Annotated in this window: 14 protein-coding genes; 7 read left to right on the forward strand and 7 right to left on the reverse strand. The window is 75.1% G+C overall.

Translation table 11 applies throughout. The features are described from left to right. Positions 1 to 131 precede the first annotated feature (131 nt). The 3 genes from ACFW1I_RS14765 (at position 132) to ACFW1I_RS14775 (ending at position 6242) form a co-directional block, all read left to right on the forward strand. Complete coding sequence (locus ACFW1I_RS14765; RefSeq protein ID WP_384669797.1) at positions 132 to 2786, forward strand: lysylphosphatidylglycerol synthase domain-containing protein; 2655 nt, start codon at positions 132 to 134, stop codon at positions 2784 to 2786. Positions 2787 to 3059: 273 nt separating this feature from the next. Then, positions 3060 to 4640, forward strand: a complete 1581-nt coding sequence (locus tag ACFW1I_RS14770; protein WP_384669799.1) for an alpha/beta hydrolase — start codon at positions 3060 to 3062, stop codon at positions 4638 to 4640. Between the two features lie 54 nt (positions 4641 to 4694). Further along, complete coding sequence (locus tag ACFW1I_RS14775; RefSeq protein WP_384669801.1) at positions 4695 to 6242, forward strand: alpha/beta hydrolase; 1548 nt, start codon at positions 4695 to 4697, stop codon at positions 6240 to 6242. Between the two features lie 57 nt (positions 6243 to 6299). Here ACFW1I_RS14775 and moeZ read toward each other — a convergent pair whose 3' ends face one another. From moeZ to ACFW1I_RS14810, 7 genes are all read right to left on the reverse strand, one after another. Further along, positions 6300 to 7478 carry an adenylyltransferase/sulfurtransferase MoeZ gene (gene moeZ / locus ACFW1I_RS14780; RefSeq protein WP_384669803.1) on the reverse strand — a complete coding sequence of 393 codons (1179 nt, stop codon included), beginning with the start codon at positions 7476 to 7478 and terminating at the stop codon, positions 6300 to 6302. A gap of 63 nt (positions 7479 to 7541) precedes the next feature. Then, the gene (locus ACFW1I_RS14785) at positions 7542 to 8342 is read right to left on the reverse strand and encodes a spherulation-specific family 4 protein (protein WP_384669805.1); all 801 of its coding nucleotides are present in this window, start codon (positions 8340 to 8342) and stop codon (positions 7542 to 7544) included. After that, a complete protein-coding gene (locus tag ACFW1I_RS14790; RefSeq protein ID WP_360313473.1) occupies positions 8330 to 9301 on the reverse strand; it encodes an NAD-dependent epimerase/dehydratase family protein in 972 nt (323 codons plus the stop codon). Before ACFW1I_RS14790 ends, ACFW1I_RS14785 begins: the two co-directional genes overlap by 13 nt. A gap of 125 nt (positions 9302 to 9426) precedes the next feature. Then, a complete protein-coding gene (locus ACFW1I_RS14795; RefSeq protein WP_384669807.1) occupies positions 9427 to 10980 on the reverse strand; it encodes a hypothetical protein in 1554 nt (517 codons plus the stop codon). Between the two features lie 13 nt (positions 10981 to 10993). Then, positions 10994 to 12649 carry a glycosyltransferase gene (locus tag ACFW1I_RS14800; RefSeq protein WP_384669825.1) on the reverse strand — a complete coding sequence of 552 codons (1656 nt, stop codon included), beginning with the start codon at positions 12647 to 12649 and terminating at the stop codon, positions 10994 to 10996. Between the two features lie 267 nt (positions 12650 to 12916). Then, positions 12917 to 14431 (reverse strand): DUF3152 domain-containing protein, encoded by a 1515-nt coding sequence (locus tag ACFW1I_RS14805; RefSeq protein WP_384669808.1) that lies wholly within the window; start codon positions 14429 to 14431, stop codon positions 12917 to 12919. A 91-nt stretch (positions 14432 to 14522) separates the two neighbouring features. Continuing rightward, a complete protein-coding gene (locus ACFW1I_RS14810; RefSeq protein ID WP_384669810.1) occupies positions 14523 to 15503 on the reverse strand; it encodes an alpha/beta fold hydrolase in 981 nt (326 codons plus the stop codon). Positions 15504 to 15688: 185 nt separating this feature from the next. On the opposite strand from ACFW1I_RS14810, the gene ACFW1I_RS14815 reads away from it, so the two are divergent. The 4 genes from ACFW1I_RS14815 to ACFW1I_RS14830 all read left to right on the forward strand — a co-directional run bounded on the left by ACFW1I_RS14815 (position 15689) and on the right by ACFW1I_RS14830 (position 17777). Next, positions 15689 to 15904, forward strand: coding sequence for a hypothetical protein (locus ACFW1I_RS14815; protein WP_384669812.1), 216 nt, complete (start codon positions 15689 to 15691; stop codon positions 15902 to 15904). Positions 15905 to 16150: 246 nt separating this feature from the next. Beyond that, positions 16151 to 16810, forward strand: coding sequence for a TetR/AcrR family transcriptional regulator (locus tag ACFW1I_RS14820; protein ID WP_384669814.1), 660 nt, complete (start codon positions 16151 to 16153; stop codon positions 16808 to 16810). Between the two features lie 136 nt (positions 16811 to 16946). Continuing rightward, positions 16947 to 17174, forward strand: a complete 228-nt coding sequence (locus ACFW1I_RS14825) for a DUF3107 domain-containing protein (protein ID WP_031014189.1) — start codon at positions 16947 to 16949, stop codon at positions 17172 to 17174. Between the two features lie 327 nt (positions 17175 to 17501). Then, the gene (locus ACFW1I_RS14830) at positions 17502 to 17777 is read left to right on the forward strand and encodes a hypothetical protein (protein WP_384669816.1); all 276 of its coding nucleotides are present in this window, start codon (positions 17502 to 17504) and stop codon (positions 17775 to 17777) included. Positions 17778 to 17829: the final 52 nt, after the last annotated feature.

Here is a 17829-nt window from a genome sequence, read left to right on the forward strand (position 1 = left end):
CCCACCGACATGGCCCTGATGCCTCCGCCGGGCGGCTCTTCGTGCCACCATCGTCCGGGCGGTGACTGGTGATACGAGATCAACAGCGTCAGACGCAGGCAGAACCGACGGATGTACACGCAGAGACGGACATGGTGATGGGTCAGGACACTCAGCCTCCCGGTGAGGCTCGGCCCGACATGCCCGAGCGGGTCTCCGGCGACGAGCCGCTGCTCGCCGCCCGTGTCCACCGGCCCTCCGACCTGATGCGCCTCCTGGCCGGTGTGCTGGCCATCGCCGTCGTCCTCGCCATCGCCGCGTTCGCCCACGGCACCACCTCCGGCCTGGAGCAGGACATCAACAAGGGCGCGGTCGGCGCCCCCGACGTCTTCGTCAAGATCGCCGGGCTGGTCTCGTCGATCGCGATCCTGGTCCTGCCGGTGGCGTTCGCCATCGAGCGGCTGGTGAAACGGGACGGGCTGCGGATCGCCGACGGCGTGCTCGCCGCCGTGCTCGCGCACGGCGTCACGCTGGCGATCGACCTGTGGGTGGCGAAGGCCGCGCCGGACACCATCCAGGACGCGCTGACCCAGGCGGCGAGCGGCGGCGGGCTGACCGACCCGGTGCACAACTATCTCGCGCCGGTGATCGCGTACATGACGGCCGTCGGCATGGCCCGCAGACCGCGCTGGCGGTTCTCGCTCTGGGCGGTGCTGCTGCTCGACGCCTTCACCATGCTGGTGGCCGGCTACACCACCGCCTTCTCGATCATCCTCACCGTGCTGATCGGCTGGACCGTGGCGTACGGCACGCTGTACGCGGTCGGCTCCCCGAACGTGCGGCCGACCGGCCAGACCCTCCTCGCCGGCCTGCGCCGGGTCGGCTTCCGGCCGGTGACGGCGCTGCGCGCGGAGGAGGTGCCGGAGACCGCGGAGAGCGGGGACCGGGGCCGCCGGTACATCGTGACCCTGGAGGACGGGCCGCCGCTGGACGTCACCGTCGTCGACCGGGAGCAGCAGGCGCACGGCTTCTTCTACCGGCTGTGGCGGCGGATCACCCTGCGGACGGTGACCACCCGCCGCTCGATCGTCCCGCTCCGGCAGGCGCTGGAGCAGGAGGCGCTGCTCGCGTACGCGGCGATCGCGGCGGGGGCGAACGCGCCCAAGCTGATCGCCACCTCGGAGCTGGGGCCGGACGCGGTGATGCTCGTGTACGAGCACATCGGCGGGCGGAGCCTGGACTCGCTGGACGACGACGAGATCACCGACGAGCTGGTGCGGAGCGCGTGGCGGCAGGTGAAGGCGCTCCAGTCGCGGCGGATCGCGCACCGCAGGCTGTCGGGTGACGCGATCCTGGTGGATCGTTCCGGCAGGGTCTTCCTGACGGATCTGCGCGGCGGCGAGATCGCGGCCGGCGATCTGGTGCTGCGGATGGACATCGCCCAGTTCCTCACCACCCTGGGCCTGCGGGTCGGGGCGGAGCGGGCGGTGGCGTCGGCCGTGGAGGTGCTGGGCCCGGACGCGGTGGCGGACTGTCTGCCGCTGCTCCAGCCGATCGCGCTGAGCCGGTCGACCCGCGCGACCCTGCGGAGGCTGGCGCGGGAGCGCTCGCAGCGGGAGCGGGAGGCGGTCCTGGCGGCCTCCGAGGCGGCGAAGAAGGAGCGGGAGCACGCCAAGGCGGCCGCCCACGCGGGGCTTCCGGCGCCGGGCACCGACCCGAAGGCCGAGAAGGCCGAGAAGCGGGCGGACAAGAAGGCGGAGAAGCGGGCGCTCGACGAGGCCCTGGACGAGGCCCGCGAGGAGGACCTGCTCGCGCAGATCCGCCGGCAGGTGCTGCTGATCCGGCCGCAGGCGCCGGTGGAGCCGGTCCGGCTGGAGCGGATCAAGCCGCGGACGCTGATCTCGCTGATCGCGGGCGCGGTCGCCGCGTACTTCCTGCTGTCGCAGATCGCCCGCACCCCGCTGTCCACGGTGAGCGAGGCCGACTGGCGGTGGGTGGCCGTCGCCGTGCTGTGCTCCGCGGTCAGCTATGTGGCGGCGGCGATGAGCCTGCTCGGCTTCGTGCCGGAGCGGGTCGGCTTCTGGCGGACGGTGGTGGCGCAGGTCGCCGGCTCGTTCGTGAAGATCGTCGCCCCGGCGGCGGTCGGCGGCGTCGCCCTCAACACCCGCTTCCTCCAGCGGGCGGGGGTGCGCCCGGGGCTCGCGGTGGCGAGCGTCGGCGCCTCGCAGCTCTTCGGGCTCGGGGCGCACATCCTGCTGCTGCTCCTCTTCGGTTATCTGACGGGGACGGAGAAGTCGCAGTCGTTCACGCCGTCGAGGACGGTCATCGCGGGCCTGCTGACGGTCGCGGTGCTGGTCCTGGTGATGACGGCGATCCCGTTCATGCGGAAGTTCGTCTCGACCCGGCTGCGCTCGCTCTTCGCGGGCGTGGTGCCGCGCATGCTGGACGTGCTCCAGCGGCCGATGAAGCTGGTCACGGGCATCGGCGGGATGCTGCTGCTGACCGGTGTCTTCGTGCTCTGCCTGGACGCGTCGATCCGCGCCTTCGGGCACGGGAACGTGCCGATCAGCTTCGCGGGCGTGGCCGTCGTCTTCCTGGCGGGCAACGCGCTCGGTTCGGCGGCCCCGACGCCCGGCGGCGTCGGCGCGGTCGAGGGCGCGCTGATCGGCGGCCTCGTCACGGTGGGGAACCTGCCCATCGACGTCGCCACCCCGGCGGTCCTCCTCTACCGTCTGCTGACCCTGTGGATCCCGGTCCTGCCGGGCTGGATCTGCTTCAACTGGCTCACCAAGCGGGGGGCCCTGTAGTCCCCGGTCGGCCGTAACCGCCCACTGGGAAGAGGACCGGTCCGAAGGCGAGGGTCGCGCTTCCGGGGAGCGGGGCGGGGCGTCGGGGTCGTGCGGCGGGCCGAGGGGTGCGGGAGGCGCGTCGGAGCCGTACCCCCGCTCGGTGGGGCACCCACGCCGCCGAAGCGGCCCCCGCCCGCCTCGACACCCTCCGCGGCCCGGCCCGGCTCCCGGGAACACCCGCTTGGGGGTGCGTCACGGGCGCTCGCGGGCGGGGCGCCGGAGCATGGGGGCATGCCGATCTCCGCCGCCCAGCGCGCCGCCGCCCTCCTCACCGCCTCCGCCGTCCTCTGGCTGACCGGCTGCTCGGACGACTCCGGCGACGGGACCCCCGCGGCCTCCCGCCCCACCGGCACCGGCGGCCTCTCGGCGCTGACGGAGCAGCAGCTGGAGTGGGACACCTGCCCGCCCCCGTCCCCGGCGGAGGGCGGCGGCTCGGCACCGACGCCGCTGCCGGACGGCACGAAGTGGGAGTGCGCCTTCCTGCGGACGCCCCTCGACTGGTCGCAGCCGGAGGGCGAGACCATCGAGCTGGCCCTGATCCGCGCCCGGGCCAGGGACAACGCCCGCCGCATCGGCTCCCTGGTCTTCAACTTCGGCGGCCCGGGCGGTTCCGGCGTCACCGGCCTGCCCGGCTTCGCCACCGACTACGAGTCCCTCCGCACCCGCTACGACCTGGTCTCCTTCGACCCGCGCGGGGTGGGCCGGAGCGAGCCGGTGGAGTGCGCCACCGACAAGGAGCTGGACGCCTACTACGCGCTGGACTTCACGCCGGACGACCTGGCCGAGGAGCGGACGCTGTCCGACGCGCAGAAGACGTACGCGGCGGGCTGCGAGAAGGACGCCGGCCCGGTCCTCCCGCACGTCGGCACGGAGAGCGCCGCCCGCGACATGGACCTGCTGCGCCAGACCCTCGGCGACGACAAGCTGCACTACTTCGGCATCTCGTACGGCACGGAGCTCGGCGGCGTCTACGCCCACCTCTTCCCCGAGCGGGTGGGCCGGGCGGTGTTCGACGCGGTGGTGGACCCGGAGGCGGGCGTCGAGGAGGGCGCGCTGGGCCAGGCGAAGGGCTTCCAGCTGGCGCTGGACAACTTCGCGCAGGACTGCGTGGACCGGGGCGACGAGTGCGCCCTCCCGGGCGCGACCGTCGCCGAGGTCGAGGAGGGCGTCACCGACCTCCTCGCCGCCCTCGACGAGAAGCCGATCCCCGGCATCGGCAGCCGGAAGCTGACACAGACCCAGGCGACCAACGGCATCGCCCAGTCGCTGTACTCGAAGGAGTTCTGGCCCTACCTGGAGCAGGGCCTGGAGGCCGCGGACGGCGGCGACGGCGCCCTGCTGCTCGCCCTCTCGGACTCCATGAACGGGCGTGGCGAGAACGGGAGTTACAGCAACATCCAGGCCGCCAACGCCGCCATCAACTGCGTGGACTTCGAGGAGCGCTACACCCTCGGCCAGGCCAAGGAGCGGCTGCCGCAGTTCCGTGAGGCGTCGCCGGTCTTCGGCGACTTCATGGGCTGGGCGCTGTCGAGCTGTTCGCAGTGGCCGGTGCCCGGCGCCTGGGACCACCCGGACGTGTCGGCGCCCGGCGCGGCGCCGATCCTGGTGGTCGGCAACACCGGTGACCCGGCGACCCCGTACGAGGGCGCCCGCGCGATGGTGCAGGCGCTCGGCAAGGGCGTCGGCGTGGAGCTGACGTACGAGGGCGAGGGCCACGGCGCCTACAACGGCGGCAGCGCCTGCGTGAAGAAGGCCGTCGACGGCTACCTCCTGGACGGCAAGGTCCCCGCCACGGGCACCGTCTGCAAGTAGCCGCACCCGAGCCCCCTAGGATGACGGGCCAGTCTCGATCCCGGGGGGTTTCCCATGTCCATACGCCGGCGTCTGACGGTCCTCGCCCTCGGCGGAGTGCTGGTGACCGGCTGTACGAGCACGGGCTCCCCGTCCTCGGCCCCGTCCCCGGCCGGCCCCGCGTCCACCGGAACCTCCAGCTCCGCCCCCTCCACGGACGCCAAGCCCTCCCCTCCTTCCGGTCTCCCCGCCTCCCTCACCGGCCAGCGGCCGGACTGGGAGCGCTGCGACGACTTCGGCGGCGACTGGCGCTGCGCCACCGTGAACGTGCCGCTGGACCACGCGAAGCCGTCGGGCGCCACGCTCCCCGTCGCCCTGATACGCAAGGAGGCGACCGACCCGAAGCGGCGGATCGGTTCGCTGCTCTTCAACTTCGGCGGGCCCGGCGGCTCCGGGGTGGACATCCTGCCGGAGCTCTCCGGGGAGTACGAGGAGCTGGGCGAGCGGTACGACCTCGTGGGCTTCGACCCGCGCGGGGTGAGCCGCAGCGCCGGCGTCGTCTGCCGCACCGACGCCGAGCAGGCGGCGGCCGAGACCCGCGTCGACTCCACCCCGGACACGCCCGCCGAGGAGGCCGCCTTCCTGAAGGACGCGGCGGACTTCGGCGCCGGCTGCGCCCGCCGCTCCGGCAAGGTGATCCCGTACACCACCACCACGGCCACCGCCCGCGACCTGGACCTGATCCGGCACGTCCTCGGCGACGCCAGGCTGCACTACTTCGGCATCTCGTACGGCACCCAGCTCGGCGGCACCTACGCCCACCTCTTCCCCGGGAACGTGGGCCGGCTGGTCCTGGACGCGGTCGTCGACCCGACCGCCGACAGCGCGGGCCACGCCCGGCACCAGACGATCGGCTTCCAGCGGGCCCTGGACAACTACGCGAGGAGCACCGGCCGGACCCCGGCGGCCACCGGCGCGCGGATCACCACGCTGCTCGCATCCCTCGACCGGCGGCCCCTGGAGGTCGGCGACCGCCTGCTCACCGAGGGCCTGGCGGTCACCGGCGTCGCGGTCACCCTCTACTCCGAGCAGAGCTGGCCGCTGCTCACCCGGGCGCTGAGGGCGGCCGAGTCCGGCGACGGCGGCCCGCTGCTGGAGCTGGCGGACTCCTACAACGACCGGGACAGCCAGGGGCGTTACTCCACCCAGTCGCACTCCCAGCGGGCGATCTCCTGCGCCGACTCCAGCGAGCGTCCGACCGCCGCGCAGGCGAAGGCGCTGCTGCCGGAGTTCCGCCGCCTCTCCCCCGTCTTCGGCGCCTTCCTCGCCTGGGACACGGCCGGCTGGTGCGCCGCATGGCCGGTGAAGGGCGAGGCGAAGACCCCGGCGGCGTCCGCGCCGGGCGCGGCCCCGATCCTGGTCGTGGGCACGACCGGCGACCCGGCGACCCCGTACGAGGGCGCCGAGCGGATGGCGAAGGAGCTGGGCGAGGGCGTCGGCGTGCTGGTCACCAACAAGGGCGAGGGGCACGGCGCGTACGGCACCTCGGAGTGCGTGACGGAGACGGTCGACGCCTACCTGCTCGACGGGAAGGTGCCCGCGTACGGCACGACCTGCGGGTAGCGCGGACGCGCGAAGGCCCCGGACCGACACGCGGTCCGGGGCCTTCGTCACGGTCGACTAGTAGACCGGCTTCTCGGGCTCGATCTGGTGGACCCAGCCGATCACGCCGCCGCCGACGTGCACCGCGTCCGCGAAGCCCGCGGACTTGAGCACGGCGAGGACTTCCGCACTGCGGACACCCGTCTTGCAGTGCAGGACGATCTTCTTGTCCTGCGGGAGGTCCTGGAGGGCGTTGCCCATCAGGAACTCGTTCTTCGGGATCAGGCGGGCGCCGGGGATCGAGACGATCTCGTACTCGTTCGGCTCGCGGACGTCGATGATGTCGATGTTCTCGCCGTCGTCGATCATCTCCTTGAGCTGCTTCGGAGTGATCGTGGAGCCGAGCGCCGCCTCCTGGGCCTCCTCGGACACGACGCCGCAGAAGGCCTCGTAGTCGATGAGCTCGGTGACGGTCGGGTTCTCGCCGCAGACCGCGCAGTTGGGGTCCTTGCGGACCTTCACCTGGCGGTACTGCATCTCCAGGGCGTCGTAGATCATCAGGCGGCCGACGAGCGGCTCGCCGATGCCCGCGAGGAGCTTGATGGCCTCGTTGACCTGGATGGAGCCGATGGACGCGCAGAGCACGCCCAGGACGCCGCCCTCGGCGCAGGACGGGACCATGCCCGGCGGCGGGGGCTCCGGGTAGAGGCAGCGGTAGCAGGGACCGTGCTCGGACCAGAAGACGGACGCCTGGCCGTCGAACCGGTAGATCGAGCCCCAGACGTACGGCTTGTTCAGCAGCACGCAGGCGTCGTTCACCAGGTAGCGGGTGGCGAAGTTGTCGGTGCCGTCGACGATCAGGTCGTACTGGCTGAAGATGTCCATCACGTTGTCGGCTTCCAGCCGCTCCTCGTGCAGGACCACGTTCACGTACGGGTTGATGCCGAGCACGCTGTCGCGCGCCGACTCGGCCTTGGAGCGGCCGATGTCGGCCTGGCTGTGGATGATCTGGCGCTGGAGGTTCGACTCGTCGACCTCGTCGAACTCCACGATGCCGAGGGTGCCGACACCGGCCGCGGCCAGGTACATGAGCGCCGGCGACCCGAGGCCGCCGGCGCCGACGGCCAGCACCTTCGCGTTCTTCAGCCGCTTCTGCCCGTCCATCCCCACATCGGGGATGATCAGGTGGCGGGAGTACCTGCGGACCTCGTCTACGGTGAGCTCGGCGGCCGGCTCGACCAGGGGTGGCAGCGACACGGGGACTCCGGTGGTCGGTATGTCAGTACGGTTGTTCTCCCCGTAACACTGCCACGCCCCTTCTCATTCCGAGACACCCGGTCCGATCCGCGAGACGATTTCGTCCCAGTAGCCGGGCAGCGAGTGAAATGGCGCGTTCTGTCCCGGCGCTCCGCCGGGCCCTCCGCTGCGGTCGGTGAAGAAGATCGTGCCGGCGCCCTGCCAGCGGGCGATCCGCAGCGCCTCGTCGAGATGGGTGCGCGGCACCCCGTGGACGAAGTGGGCGAACTTCCCCTCCGGGTACTCGGCCGTCCACTCCGCCACCTGCGACCAGCGGTACTCCGCCCAGGCGCCGGAGAAGGTCACCAGCTGGTCCGCCGCCTCCGCGTAGCCGGGGTACGGGTGGCTGCCGTGGCCGAGGACGAGGTGGGCGTCGCCGCCGAGGAGCGCCGAGAGGGTGGTGGTGACCCTTCTCACCCCGGGCAGGTCCGCCCGGTCGGTGGGACAGCGGTCCAGATAGAAGCCGCCGACCCGGTACCAGTCGAGGTAGCGCTGCGCCTGCGAGACCAACTCGCCGAAGGGGCGGGAGCCGTGCGCCAGGTCCAGGTGCCCGAGCACCCTCCCGCCCGTCTCCCGACCACCGCCCCCGAACGACGCGCGATGCGCGGCCTCCTCGAATGCGTGCCGCAGCCGCCCGGCGGTCTCCAGGCAGTGCGGGTCGGGGCGGCTGCCGGGGCCGTCGGCGACGTTGAGCACCGCCCAGTGCACCGGGGTCCCGGGGCGGGTCAGTTCGGCCCATTCGACCGGGGCGAGCAGCGGGTGGGCGTAGCCGGGAGCGCCCACCCCGAGCGCCCGGACCCTCCCGGTGGCGGTCAGATGCGACACGCCGCCTCCATCCAGATGTCGGCGAGCGACTCCTCCAGGTTGATCCGGGGGCGCCAGCCGAGCCGGTCGCGGGCGGTGCGGACGTCGGCCTGCTGCCAGGGCCCGCAGCCGTCGGGGTACGGGAAGGGGGCGGAGGCCAGCTGTTCGGCGATGGTCGCCTCGGTGCGCGGGGCGCCGATGACGGGCCGCTGCGGGATGCCGTGCGGGGCGTCCACCTCGTGGAGGTTGCCCGCGTAGCCGGCGACCCGGGCGAGGACGGCGGCGGCGTCCCGGAGCCGGACGGCCCGTCCCGTGCCGATGTTGACGACGCCCTGGGCGGCGGAGAGGGATGCGGCGTGCACGGCGCGGGCCACGTCCCGGACGTCCACGAAGTCCCGCTGCACGCCGAGGCCGCTGAGCTTGAGCTCGCCGTCCCCGGCCTGCATGGCGCGGCGCATCGCCTCGGCGAGCCGGCCGAGCGGGGAGCCGGCCGGGGTGCCGGGACCGACCGGCGAGAAGACGCGGAGCACGACGGCGTCGAGGCCGGAGCCGAGGACGAGCTCGGTGGCGGCCAGCTTGGAGACGCCGTACGGACCTCCCGGGCGCGGCACGGCGTCCTCGGCGGTGGAGGAGCCGGGCTGGCTGGGCCCGTACTCGGAGGCGCAGCCGACCTGGACGAGCCGGGCGCCGCAGCCGCTGCGGCGCAGGGCCTCGCAGACGGTGGCGACGGCGACGGTGTTGTGCCGGGTCAGGTCGCGGGCGCCGCCCCGGGTGGCGCCCGCGCAGTTGACGACCACGCCGGGGTGGACGGCGTCCAGGAAGCGGGTGAGCGCGCCGGGGCTGCCGGTGGCGAGGTCGAAGCGGACGTCGGCGTCGTCGCCGCGGCCGAGGGCGGTGAGGTGGACCGCCGGGTCGGCGAGCAGCCGGTCGGCGACGAAGCGGCCGATGAAGCCGTTGGCTCCGAGCAGTAGCACCCTCATCGTGCGGCCCCTTCGTGCCGACCGGCCGGTGCTGGGGAGAGAGGGGTCATGGTCTTGGTTCTCCTTGCGGGTGATGAGAGAGGGGGGCGGTGCGCCCGCGGCGTCGGCTCCGCGGGAGCCCGGGGTCAGGGGGTGGTGTGGGCCGAGGCCCGGGCGAGGGCGCCGGTCGCGTGGGCCAGCAGGCCGAGCGCTGCGGCGCCGCAGACGAGAGCGGGGAGGGCTCCGGGTCCCCAGGCGCCGACGAGGGTCCGTACGGGGACGGCGAGCGCGTCGAAGCCGGGGAGCGGGAGCCGGGCGGCCAGCACGCTCGCGAGGCCGAGGGCTTCGGCGGCGCAGACGGCGGCGAGGGCGGCGGCGGCGGTCTCGGGGTGTCCGTGGACGGTGAGCAGCCGGGCGAGGAGGAGCAGGACGCCGAGGGCGAGGACGCCGGCGGTGAGGCCGGTGAGCGCCAGCAGGGCGGTGAGGGCGGCGAGGTGGAGGAGGACGGCGGCGAGCAGCCACGCGCGCGTGGCGGCGGCGAAGTCGGCGAGGCCGCGGCTGTCGGCGATCCGCCGGCGGGCCCGGCCAGCGAAGATGTGGGCGCACCAGGCGGCGGGCGCGACGGCGAGCGCGAGGCCGAGCAGCGGCGCGGGGGCGAGGCTCCAGGCGCCGTCGGGTCCGCCGCCGAGCACCTGCTCCAGGAGGCCGTCGCCGGCGACGGCGTACGCGAGGAGCCACAGGGTCCAGAGCCGGGCGGCGGGCGCGGGGGCGGCGGCGCGCAGGGGTCCGCGCCGGACGGCGAGGACGAGCGCGCCGGCGAGCGCGAGCGCCCCGGCGGTCGCGGCGGCGACCCTGGCGGCCCCGTCGAGGTGGAGCAGGGCGGGCACCAGGAGCGCGGCGGCGGCGCCGGGGGCGAGCGCGGCGAGCGCCCACGGGGTGCGGGGCTCGGGGGCGTCGTCGGCGGGCGCGGGCTCCAGGTGGCCCCGGGGCACGCGCGCGTACAGCTCCTCGGCGAGCGAGAAGACGTCCCGGTGCCGGTAGCGGGCGGCGGTCCGGTCGGTGAAGCCCTGCGCTTCGAGCCCGGCGGCGATCTCCAGCGGGTCGACGGCGCGGGCGCACAGCTCCCGGTGCCGGTGCATGAGCACCTTGACGGGGTCCCCGGCGGTGCGGCGCGCCTTCCCGGCGGGCGCGGGGGCGGACGCGGGGGCGGGCGGCTCCCCCCAGGCGGCCCCGGGCCCGGGCGCGACGGCCCCTCCCGGGGCGGGGACGGGCTCGGGTACGGGGGTGGCGTCGGGTACGGGGGTGGCCTCGGGCGCGTCCTCCGCGCCACCCACCTCGGCCTCCGGCTCGGGTGCGTCCTCCAGCTCGGGTGCGTCCTCCAGCTCGGGTGCGTCCTCCGGCTCGGGTGCGTCCTCCGGCTCGGGTGCGTCCCCCGACTCCTCCTCCCCCACGCGCGCGTGGGGGGTCGGACGGGGCGGGCCGAAGGCGGAGAGGAGGTCGTCGAGGGCGGACGCGCCCGGGACGGGGTCCGGGGAGGCCGGCCGGGGGTCCGCGTGGAGGTCGAGGGTGGGGAGCGCGCCGGCGGGCCCCGCGGCTATGGCGGGGGGCGCGGGTTCCGCGTCCACCGCGGGGGCGCCGAGGAGGGCCTCGGAGCGGGCGTCCCAGGCTCCGGGGCTCGTCGGGGCGGCGGGGCCGCGCATGGGGGTGCCTCCTTCAGGCATCGGGGGCTCCTGTGCCCGCGGCGACGGCCTTCGGCGCCCAGCTGCCGGGGAGGTGCGCCTCGGCGGGGTGGGCGAAGGGCACGTCGGACCCGGCACGGTGGCGTACCGGCGCGTGGGAGAGGAGTTCCAGGTAGATGCCGCGGAACGCGGCGAGGTTCTGCTCGACGGTGAAGAGTTCGAGCGCGCGGGCGCGGGCGGCCGCACCGAGCCGGTACCGGCGCTCGGGGTCGCCCAGCAGCGCGAGGCAGGCGTCGGCGAGCGCCCGGGGGTTGCGCGGGGGCACCACGAGCCCGGTGCCGCCGATGATCTCGACGACCGCGCCGACGTCGGTGGAGACGGTGGCACGCGCGCAGAACATGGCTTCGACGAGGCTGACGGGGAAGCCCTCGACGGTGCTGGAGAGGACGACGACGGCGGCGGAGGCGTAGACGTCCTCCAGGGTGGGGGCCTCGGGGCCGCCGAGCTCCTCGAAGGAGACCGGGTTCTCGCCGACGGCGTGGGCGCCGGCGGCCTCGTCGGGGAAGAGCTGGGCGGCGAGCGCGGCGCACTGGGCGAGGTAGGCGCAGTGGTCGGTGCCGGGTTCGGCCTCGCCGCCGTCGGCGGGGACGGAGACGATCCGCAGCCGGGTGCCGGGGCGGCGGGCGCGGAGTTCGGCGAAGGCGTGGAGGAGGGCGACGAGGTCCTTGGCGGGTTCGACCCGGCCGATCCACACGAGGGTGCCGGGCTCGCCGCTCTCCTCGTCCTCGCCGACCTCGGCGAAGCGTGCGGCGGGCATGCCGGGGTGGACGGTCCGGACCCGGTCCCGGTCGGCTCCGAGCTTCTCCTGCCAGCGGCGGGCGTGGGCGTTGCCGGGGGTGAGGAGGTCGGCCCGGCGGTACGTCTCGCCGGCGAGGCGGCCGTGGAGGGAGGCGAGCAGGGTGCGCAGCGCGGTGGAGCGGTCGCCGGCCCCCGCGTCGAGGTAGTGGGAGCGCAGGCCGACGCCGTACTCGGTGACGAGGAGCGGGGTGCCGAAGAAGCGTTTGGCCAGCAGGCCGGGGAGGGCGACGGACCCGCCGGCGGTGGCGTGGCAGAGGTCGGCGGCGCCGAGGGCGGTCTCGTCGTACCAGTCGAGGGAGAGGGGGCGCAGGACCCGCTCCAGGTGGTCGGCGAAGGCGAGGTGGTCGTGGAGTCCGGCCGCGGCGGCGGCGCGGCGGGCGCCGGGGGCGCGGCAGGCGGCCTCCAGGAGGCGGACGGCATCGTCGGAGCGGAGCGCGGCGGGCAGTCCGCCGCTGTCGCGGGCGAGGTCGGCGAGGGCGCCGAGGCCGGTGGCGAAGGCGTCGGCGGGGTCCTCGTCGCCGGGGTGCGCGGGGTCCGTCCCGGCGGTGAGTCCGGTGGCGAGGGCGTGGAAGCCCTCGGCGAAGCGGCGGCGGTCGCGGCGGCCGTAGGCGCGGCGGCCGGCACGCTCGGGCGGGCCGGCCGGGAGGGCGCCTTCGCCGGTGGCGGGGACGGGCCGGGTGTGGGGGGGCAGCGGGGTGGCGGGGAGCGGGCCGCCGACGGCGTACAGGTCGAACTCGTGGGGGGCGAGGCCGCGGACCAGCCGCTGCCACCACGCGCCGGTGTCACCGGTCACGCACGGGCTGCCACCCTCCGTGAGCAGTCCGATCCGCACGAGCACACACCCCCGGTCTCCCTTGACGGCGCCCACCGGTCCCGTCGGTGGCGCGCGCTGCCGTCCCTCGGCGGGAATCCCGCAGCGGGAAGAACGTAAGCGCAGGGACCGGTGGCGCGACGGACGGTTGTCCATCGCACCACCGGAAGGGGTGAATGCACGTAACTTTCCCAGGCCGGTCGCGTTCGGTCGCGGTACGCGCCGGCGGGGTCACGGAGCGTCAGGTTCCCGGGGTGCGCGACCCCCGGAGCGGGGGCCCGCCGGGGGTCAACTACCCGGGTGCACCCAGGGGTTGGGGCGGCAGGCGATGCCGTCGATCTCCAGGGACTTCGTCTGCTGCTGCATCACCGGCGCCAGCGCGCCCGGCGTGCGGCACGACACGTGGTTGCGGCCGAGCCGGTGTCCGACCTCGTGGTTGATGAGCATCTGGCGGTAGGCGAGCATCGCCTTCGGGCCGAAGGTCTCGGAGCCCTGCGCCCAGCGGAAGGCGTTGATCATCACGCGCTCGGTGGAGGCGGAGTCGCAGGAGACATTGTCGACGGTGGTGTCGAGGCCGGACTTGGCGCACCACGCGCCGGTGGTGCCGGGGCTCGCGAGGGTGATGACGAAGTCGGGCTCCCCGCTGGAGATCCGCTCGAAGGTCATGGCGCCCCGACCGGCCCAGCTGCGCTTGTCGTTGAGCGTCTGCTGGACGGCGCGGGCGAAGAGCTTGGCGTCGAGGCCGAGGCCCTTCTCGACGTCCACCCGGTAGCGGTACTTCTGGCCCGTGCCGGGCGCCTTGTCGAGCCCGGGCACCGCCTCGAAGTCGCCGGAGCCGGCCAGCTTCGGGTCGATCGGGAACTGGCGGGTCATCAACTGCTCGTACGTGGGCGCCGGTTGCCGGGTCGCGGGGGCCGGGCTCGACGGGGTGGGCCGCGCCACGGAGCGGGAGGCGGAGTCCTCGGAGGCGCGTTCGGCGGGCTTCTGCGCGGCGCGCACGGCCGGGGCGTCGTCCTCCCGGTCGGCGACCTGCCCGGCGACGACGATCGCGAGGCAGGTGGTGACGGCGGCGGCCGCGATCCCGGTGAGCGCCCGGCCCTTGCCGCCCCTGCCGGGCGCGTCGGCCCCGTCGGCGTCCCCGGCCACGGGCGCGTCCGGCCCGGCGGGCGGAGCGGCGGCGGCCCGGCGGGGACCGGGAATCAGCGGCGCGGCGCCGGTGGCGGGCCCGTACCGCTCGGGCGCCGGGAGCCCGGCCTCCTCGTGCGCGGGATGCCCCCCGCGCACCGGGATGCCGTGCGCGGGCGTGTGCGGAACACCGTGCGCGGGCGTGTCGTACGGGCTGCCGCCGTAGGCGGGGGTGCCGTGGGCCGGCGTCCCGTGAGCGGGGGTGCCGTGGGCCGGAGTCCCGTGTCGCGGAGCCCCCGGCGCGGGGGTGCCGTACCCCGGGGTGCCGTGCGCGGGCGTGCCCTGGCGCGGGGCTCCCTGCGCGGGGGTCCCTCGGCGCGGGGCTCCCTGCGCGGGAGCGCCGTACCCCTGGGAGCCGTGCCCGGGGGTGCCGTGCGCCGGGGTCCCGTACGCGGGCGTGCCGTGCGTCGGGGTCCCGTACGCGGGAGCCGCCTGGGCGCCCGGCCCCGGCGTCCCGTGGGCCGGGGTCCCGTGGCCGTGGAAGGTGCCGTGGCCGCGGGTGGTGCCGCGCTCGTCCGGGCCGTCGGGGGCGCGGCGGCGCCGGCCCGTGCCCGCGCCGCCGTCCACGACGGGCGTGCGCCCGGTGTCGGCCGCCGGAGCGCGCGTCGCGCCCGTCATCGGCGCGCGCGTGCCGTCCGCCACCGGCGTGCGTCCGGTATCGCCCGCCGAGGGCGCAGGGCCCTTGCGACTATGTCGTCCCACCCCGGGTTCAGCTCCCGTCGTGCCGCGCGTCGTGGTCCGCGATCAGTTCCCGCGCGGCCGCGGCGACCGTCTCGGGGTACTCCATCATCGCCACGTGACCGGCGTCGGGCAGGCTCAGCAGCCGCGAGCCCCGGAAGGCCGCGGCGGCCCTGCGGGCCATCCGGTACGAGACGAGCCGGTCACGGCCGCCGTAGATCAGCAGGGTCGGCGCGAGCACCCGCTCCGCCTGCCGCCACAGGCCGTGCTGGCCGCCGAGCGTATAGGCGTCGACGATTCCGCGCGAGGACCTGGCCATGGCGTCCCAGAAATAAGGGAGTTCCAGCCGGCGCTCCATCTCCTCGACGGCGTGCCGGAGCCCCTCCTCGGTGACCCGGCCGGGGTCCCCGTAGCAGAGCGAGAGGACGCCCCGGACCCGCTGCTCGGCGGTCCAGTCGCGGGAGAGGCGGGCGAAGAGCCCGGCGACGCCGGGCACGGCGAGCAGCGCCGTCGGCCAGGCGGTGCGCTGGGCGCGCAGCTCGGGCAGGGCCGGCGAGACGAGGGTCAGGGTGCGGACCAGGTCGGGCCGGACGGCGGCGACCCGGGTGGCGACGGCGCCGCCCATCGAGTTGCCGAAGAGGTGGACCGGGCCCCGGTCGGAGGCGTCGAGCAGCCGGATGACGGCCCGGGCGTGGCCGGTGACCGAGTAGTTGCCGTCGTCGGGCGGCGGGGAGTCGCCGAAGCCGGGCAGGTCGACGGCCTCGCCGTCCACCAGGTCGGCGAGGAGCGGCATCAGGGCGGACCAGTTCTGCGAGGAGCCGCCGAGGCCGTGCACGTACAGCGCGGGCGGCAGGCCGGAGCGGCCGCCGGGCCGGGAGCGCACGGTGAGGGTGAGTCCGGGGAGCGCGACGGAGCGGAGCTCCTCGCCGTCGGCGACCCGGACCGCGCGCGGACGCGGCGCCGGCGGTGCGGTGTCGGCGGTCCGGGTTTCCGGCAGCTCGGTCGAGGACATGGCCGCAATATTACGAGACGATCACGCGCGCACGGGTGTGGGTGCGGTCACAGGCCGCGTGGCGCCCCGCCGGGACCCCTCCGGGGGTCGCTCGGGTGCGGCCCGGCGCGGGTGCTCCTACGCTCGAAGGGAGGGCCATCGGCGCGGGCGTCCGCCCGCGCGCGGGGAGGACGGGAAGGAATCGCATGACTGTCGATCCGTCCGAGCCGGAATCGTTCCCCGAGGAAGAGGACGCCGTGCTCGACGAGGAAGTCCCGGAGGCCGACGCGGCCGAGCAGCACACGGAACTGCGTCCGAGGGAGGACGAGCCGCTCGGCGATATCGACCACGACGCGGCGGACGAGGGTGACGCCTCCGAACAGGCGCGCGTCGTCACCCTCGACGAGGACGACTACCGCTGACCGGCGGCGACCCGCTGACCAGCGCTGACGACCCGCGCCCGGGGGCGGGGACGGCTTTTTCCGGTGACCATCGCCGATTCGACCGGCGACTCCCGCCGATTTGTTCGGTTTAATCTTGAATCGCCTGTCGACCCCGGCGTCCGGTCCGTGAAATTCTGCGTTCGCACCGCGCACAGCCGGGTTACCCAAAAGTACGATGGCGGCGCGGCGCGACAGCGCACATGGATCGAATTCTTGGGAGGCCGCGTGAGCGCCATCGAGCAGACAGAGGCAGCACGCCCTCGCGGTACGCGGCTGCCGCGCCGTGCCCGGCGGAACCAGCTGCTCGGCGCGGCCCAGGAGGTCTTCGTCGCCCAGGGCTACCACTCCGCGGCCATGGACGACATCGCCGAGCGGGCCGGCGTCAGCAAGCCCGTGCTCTACCAGCACTTCCCCGGGAAGCTGGAGCTCTACCTGGCCCTGCTCGACCAGCACTGCGAGTCCCTGCTCCAGTCGGTCCGCGGCGCCCTCGCCTCCACCTCGGACAACAAGCTCCGGGTCGCGGCCACCATGGACGCCTACTTCGCCTACGTCGAGGACGAGGGCGGCGCCTTCCGGCTGGTCTTCGAGTCCGACCTCACCAACGAGCCGGCCGTCCGCGAGCGCGTCGACCGGGTGAGCCTGCAGTGCGCCGAGGCGATCTCCGAGGTCATCGCCGAGGACACCGGGCTGTCCACGGACGAGTCCATGCTGCTCGCGGTGGGCCTCGGCGGCGTCTCGCAGGTCGTCGCCCGCTACTGGCTCTCCAGCGAGTCCCCGATCCCCCGCGACACCGCCGTCTCGCTGCTCACCTCGCTCGCCTGGCGCGGCATCGCGGGCTTCCCGCTGCACGCGGTCGAGGGCCAGCTGAGCGCCGAAGGCCACTGACCGCCCGTCCGTTCCCGTCCGCTGTTCGCTCCTGGCGTGTGGCGGCTGACCCGTGGACGTCCCCTCACCGGGCTAATGTGTGCAGCGTACGGCGCGTGTTCATCGCGCATGGCTGACCGTTCGGAGGGACATAGCCGTGGAGGTCAAGATCGGCGTGCAGTACGCACCCCGGGAGATCGTTCTGGAGAGCGGGCAGTCCGCCGAGGAAGTGGAGCGCGCCGTCGCCGACGCGCTGTCCGGCAAGGCGACGCTGCTCAGCCTCGAGGACGAGAAGGGCCGCCGGGTCCTGGTCCCGTCGGACAAGATCGCGTACGTGGAGCTCGGCGAGACCGCGGTGCGCCGGGTGGGCTTCGGCACGCTCTGAGCCGCGACTCCCGCACAGGAGGCCCGGAGGGACACCCGTCCCTCCGGGCCTCCTTCGCGTCCGCCCGGCCCCGGACCCCCGGCCCTGCCCCGGAGAGCCCTCCCACGCGCGCGTACCGGCCGTCGAACCCGCCCCCGCGCGCGTACCGCCTTCCGGGTGGCCTCGCGGAGCCGTGCGCGGGGCGTCGCGGGCGCGGTGCTCCGGCCGTCCGGGCCAGGTGTACGGGGCTCCTCGCCGGGGCGTGGGGAGGATTGCGTTCCGGTGGCCCGGGGTAGGAGGGGCCTTGACCGCACCACCCGCCCCGCACCCCCCGCGAGGTGATCCACCGTGTTCCTGGAAGCCCTCGGCTCCGCCCTGCTCGGACTGGCCCTGGCCTGGGCCGCCGCGCACCGCCTGCCCGACCGCCTCCCCGCCCGGAGGACCGTGCTCCTGACCGGCGCGCTCGGCGCCGTCTTCGGCGCGCTCGTCACCCACGGGGCGCTCGGCCCCGGTCACTTCCTCGCCACCCTCACCGGCGCCGTCGTGGTGGCGGCGGTGCTGCTCTCGCTGCTCGTCCGGCCCGCCGCCCGCCGGCTCCGCCGATCATCGCCCGCGGCGTACTGACCGCCGCGCCGCACGCGGAACGGCCGCGCGGCCCGGGACCGGGGTCCCGGGC

It is taken from the genome of Streptomyces sp. NPDC058955, from assembly GCF_042741435.1.
Lineage (GTDB): Bacteria > Actinomycetota > Actinomycetes > Streptomycetales > Streptomycetaceae > Streptomyces.

Coding starts and splice junctions, on each gene's coding strand:
- ACFW1I_RS14815 (WP_384669812.1), top strand. CDS start 15,689: ATGACTGTCGATCCGTCCGAGCCGGAATCGTTCCCCGAGGAAGAGGAC.
- ACFW1I_RS14805 (WP_384669808.1), bottom strand. CDS start 14,431: ATGACGGGCGCGACGCGCGCTCCGGCGGCCGACACCGGGCGCACGCCC.
- ACFW1I_RS14770 (WP_384669799.1), top strand. CDS start 3,060: ATGCCGATCTCCGCCGCCCAGCGCGCCGCCGCCCTCCTCACCGCCTCC.
- ACFW1I_RS14795 (WP_384669807.1), bottom strand. CDS start 10,980: ATGCGCGGCCCCGCCGCCCCGACGAGCCCCGGAGCCTGGGACGCCCGC.
- ACFW1I_RS14765 (WP_384669797.1), top strand. CDS start 132: ATGGTGATGGGTCAGGACACTCAGCCTCCCGGTGAGGCTCGGCCCGAC.
- ACFW1I_RS14790 (WP_360313473.1), bottom strand. CDS start 9,301: ATGAGGGTGCTACTGCTCGGAGCCAACGGCTTCATCGGCCGCTTCGTC.
- ACFW1I_RS14775 (WP_384669801.1), top strand. CDS start 4,695: ATGTCCATACGCCGGCGTCTGACGGTCCTCGCCCTCGGCGGAGTGCTG.
- ACFW1I_RS14810 (WP_384669810.1), bottom strand. CDS start 15,503: ATGTCCTCGACCGAGCTGCCGGAAACCCGGACCGCCGACACCGCACCG.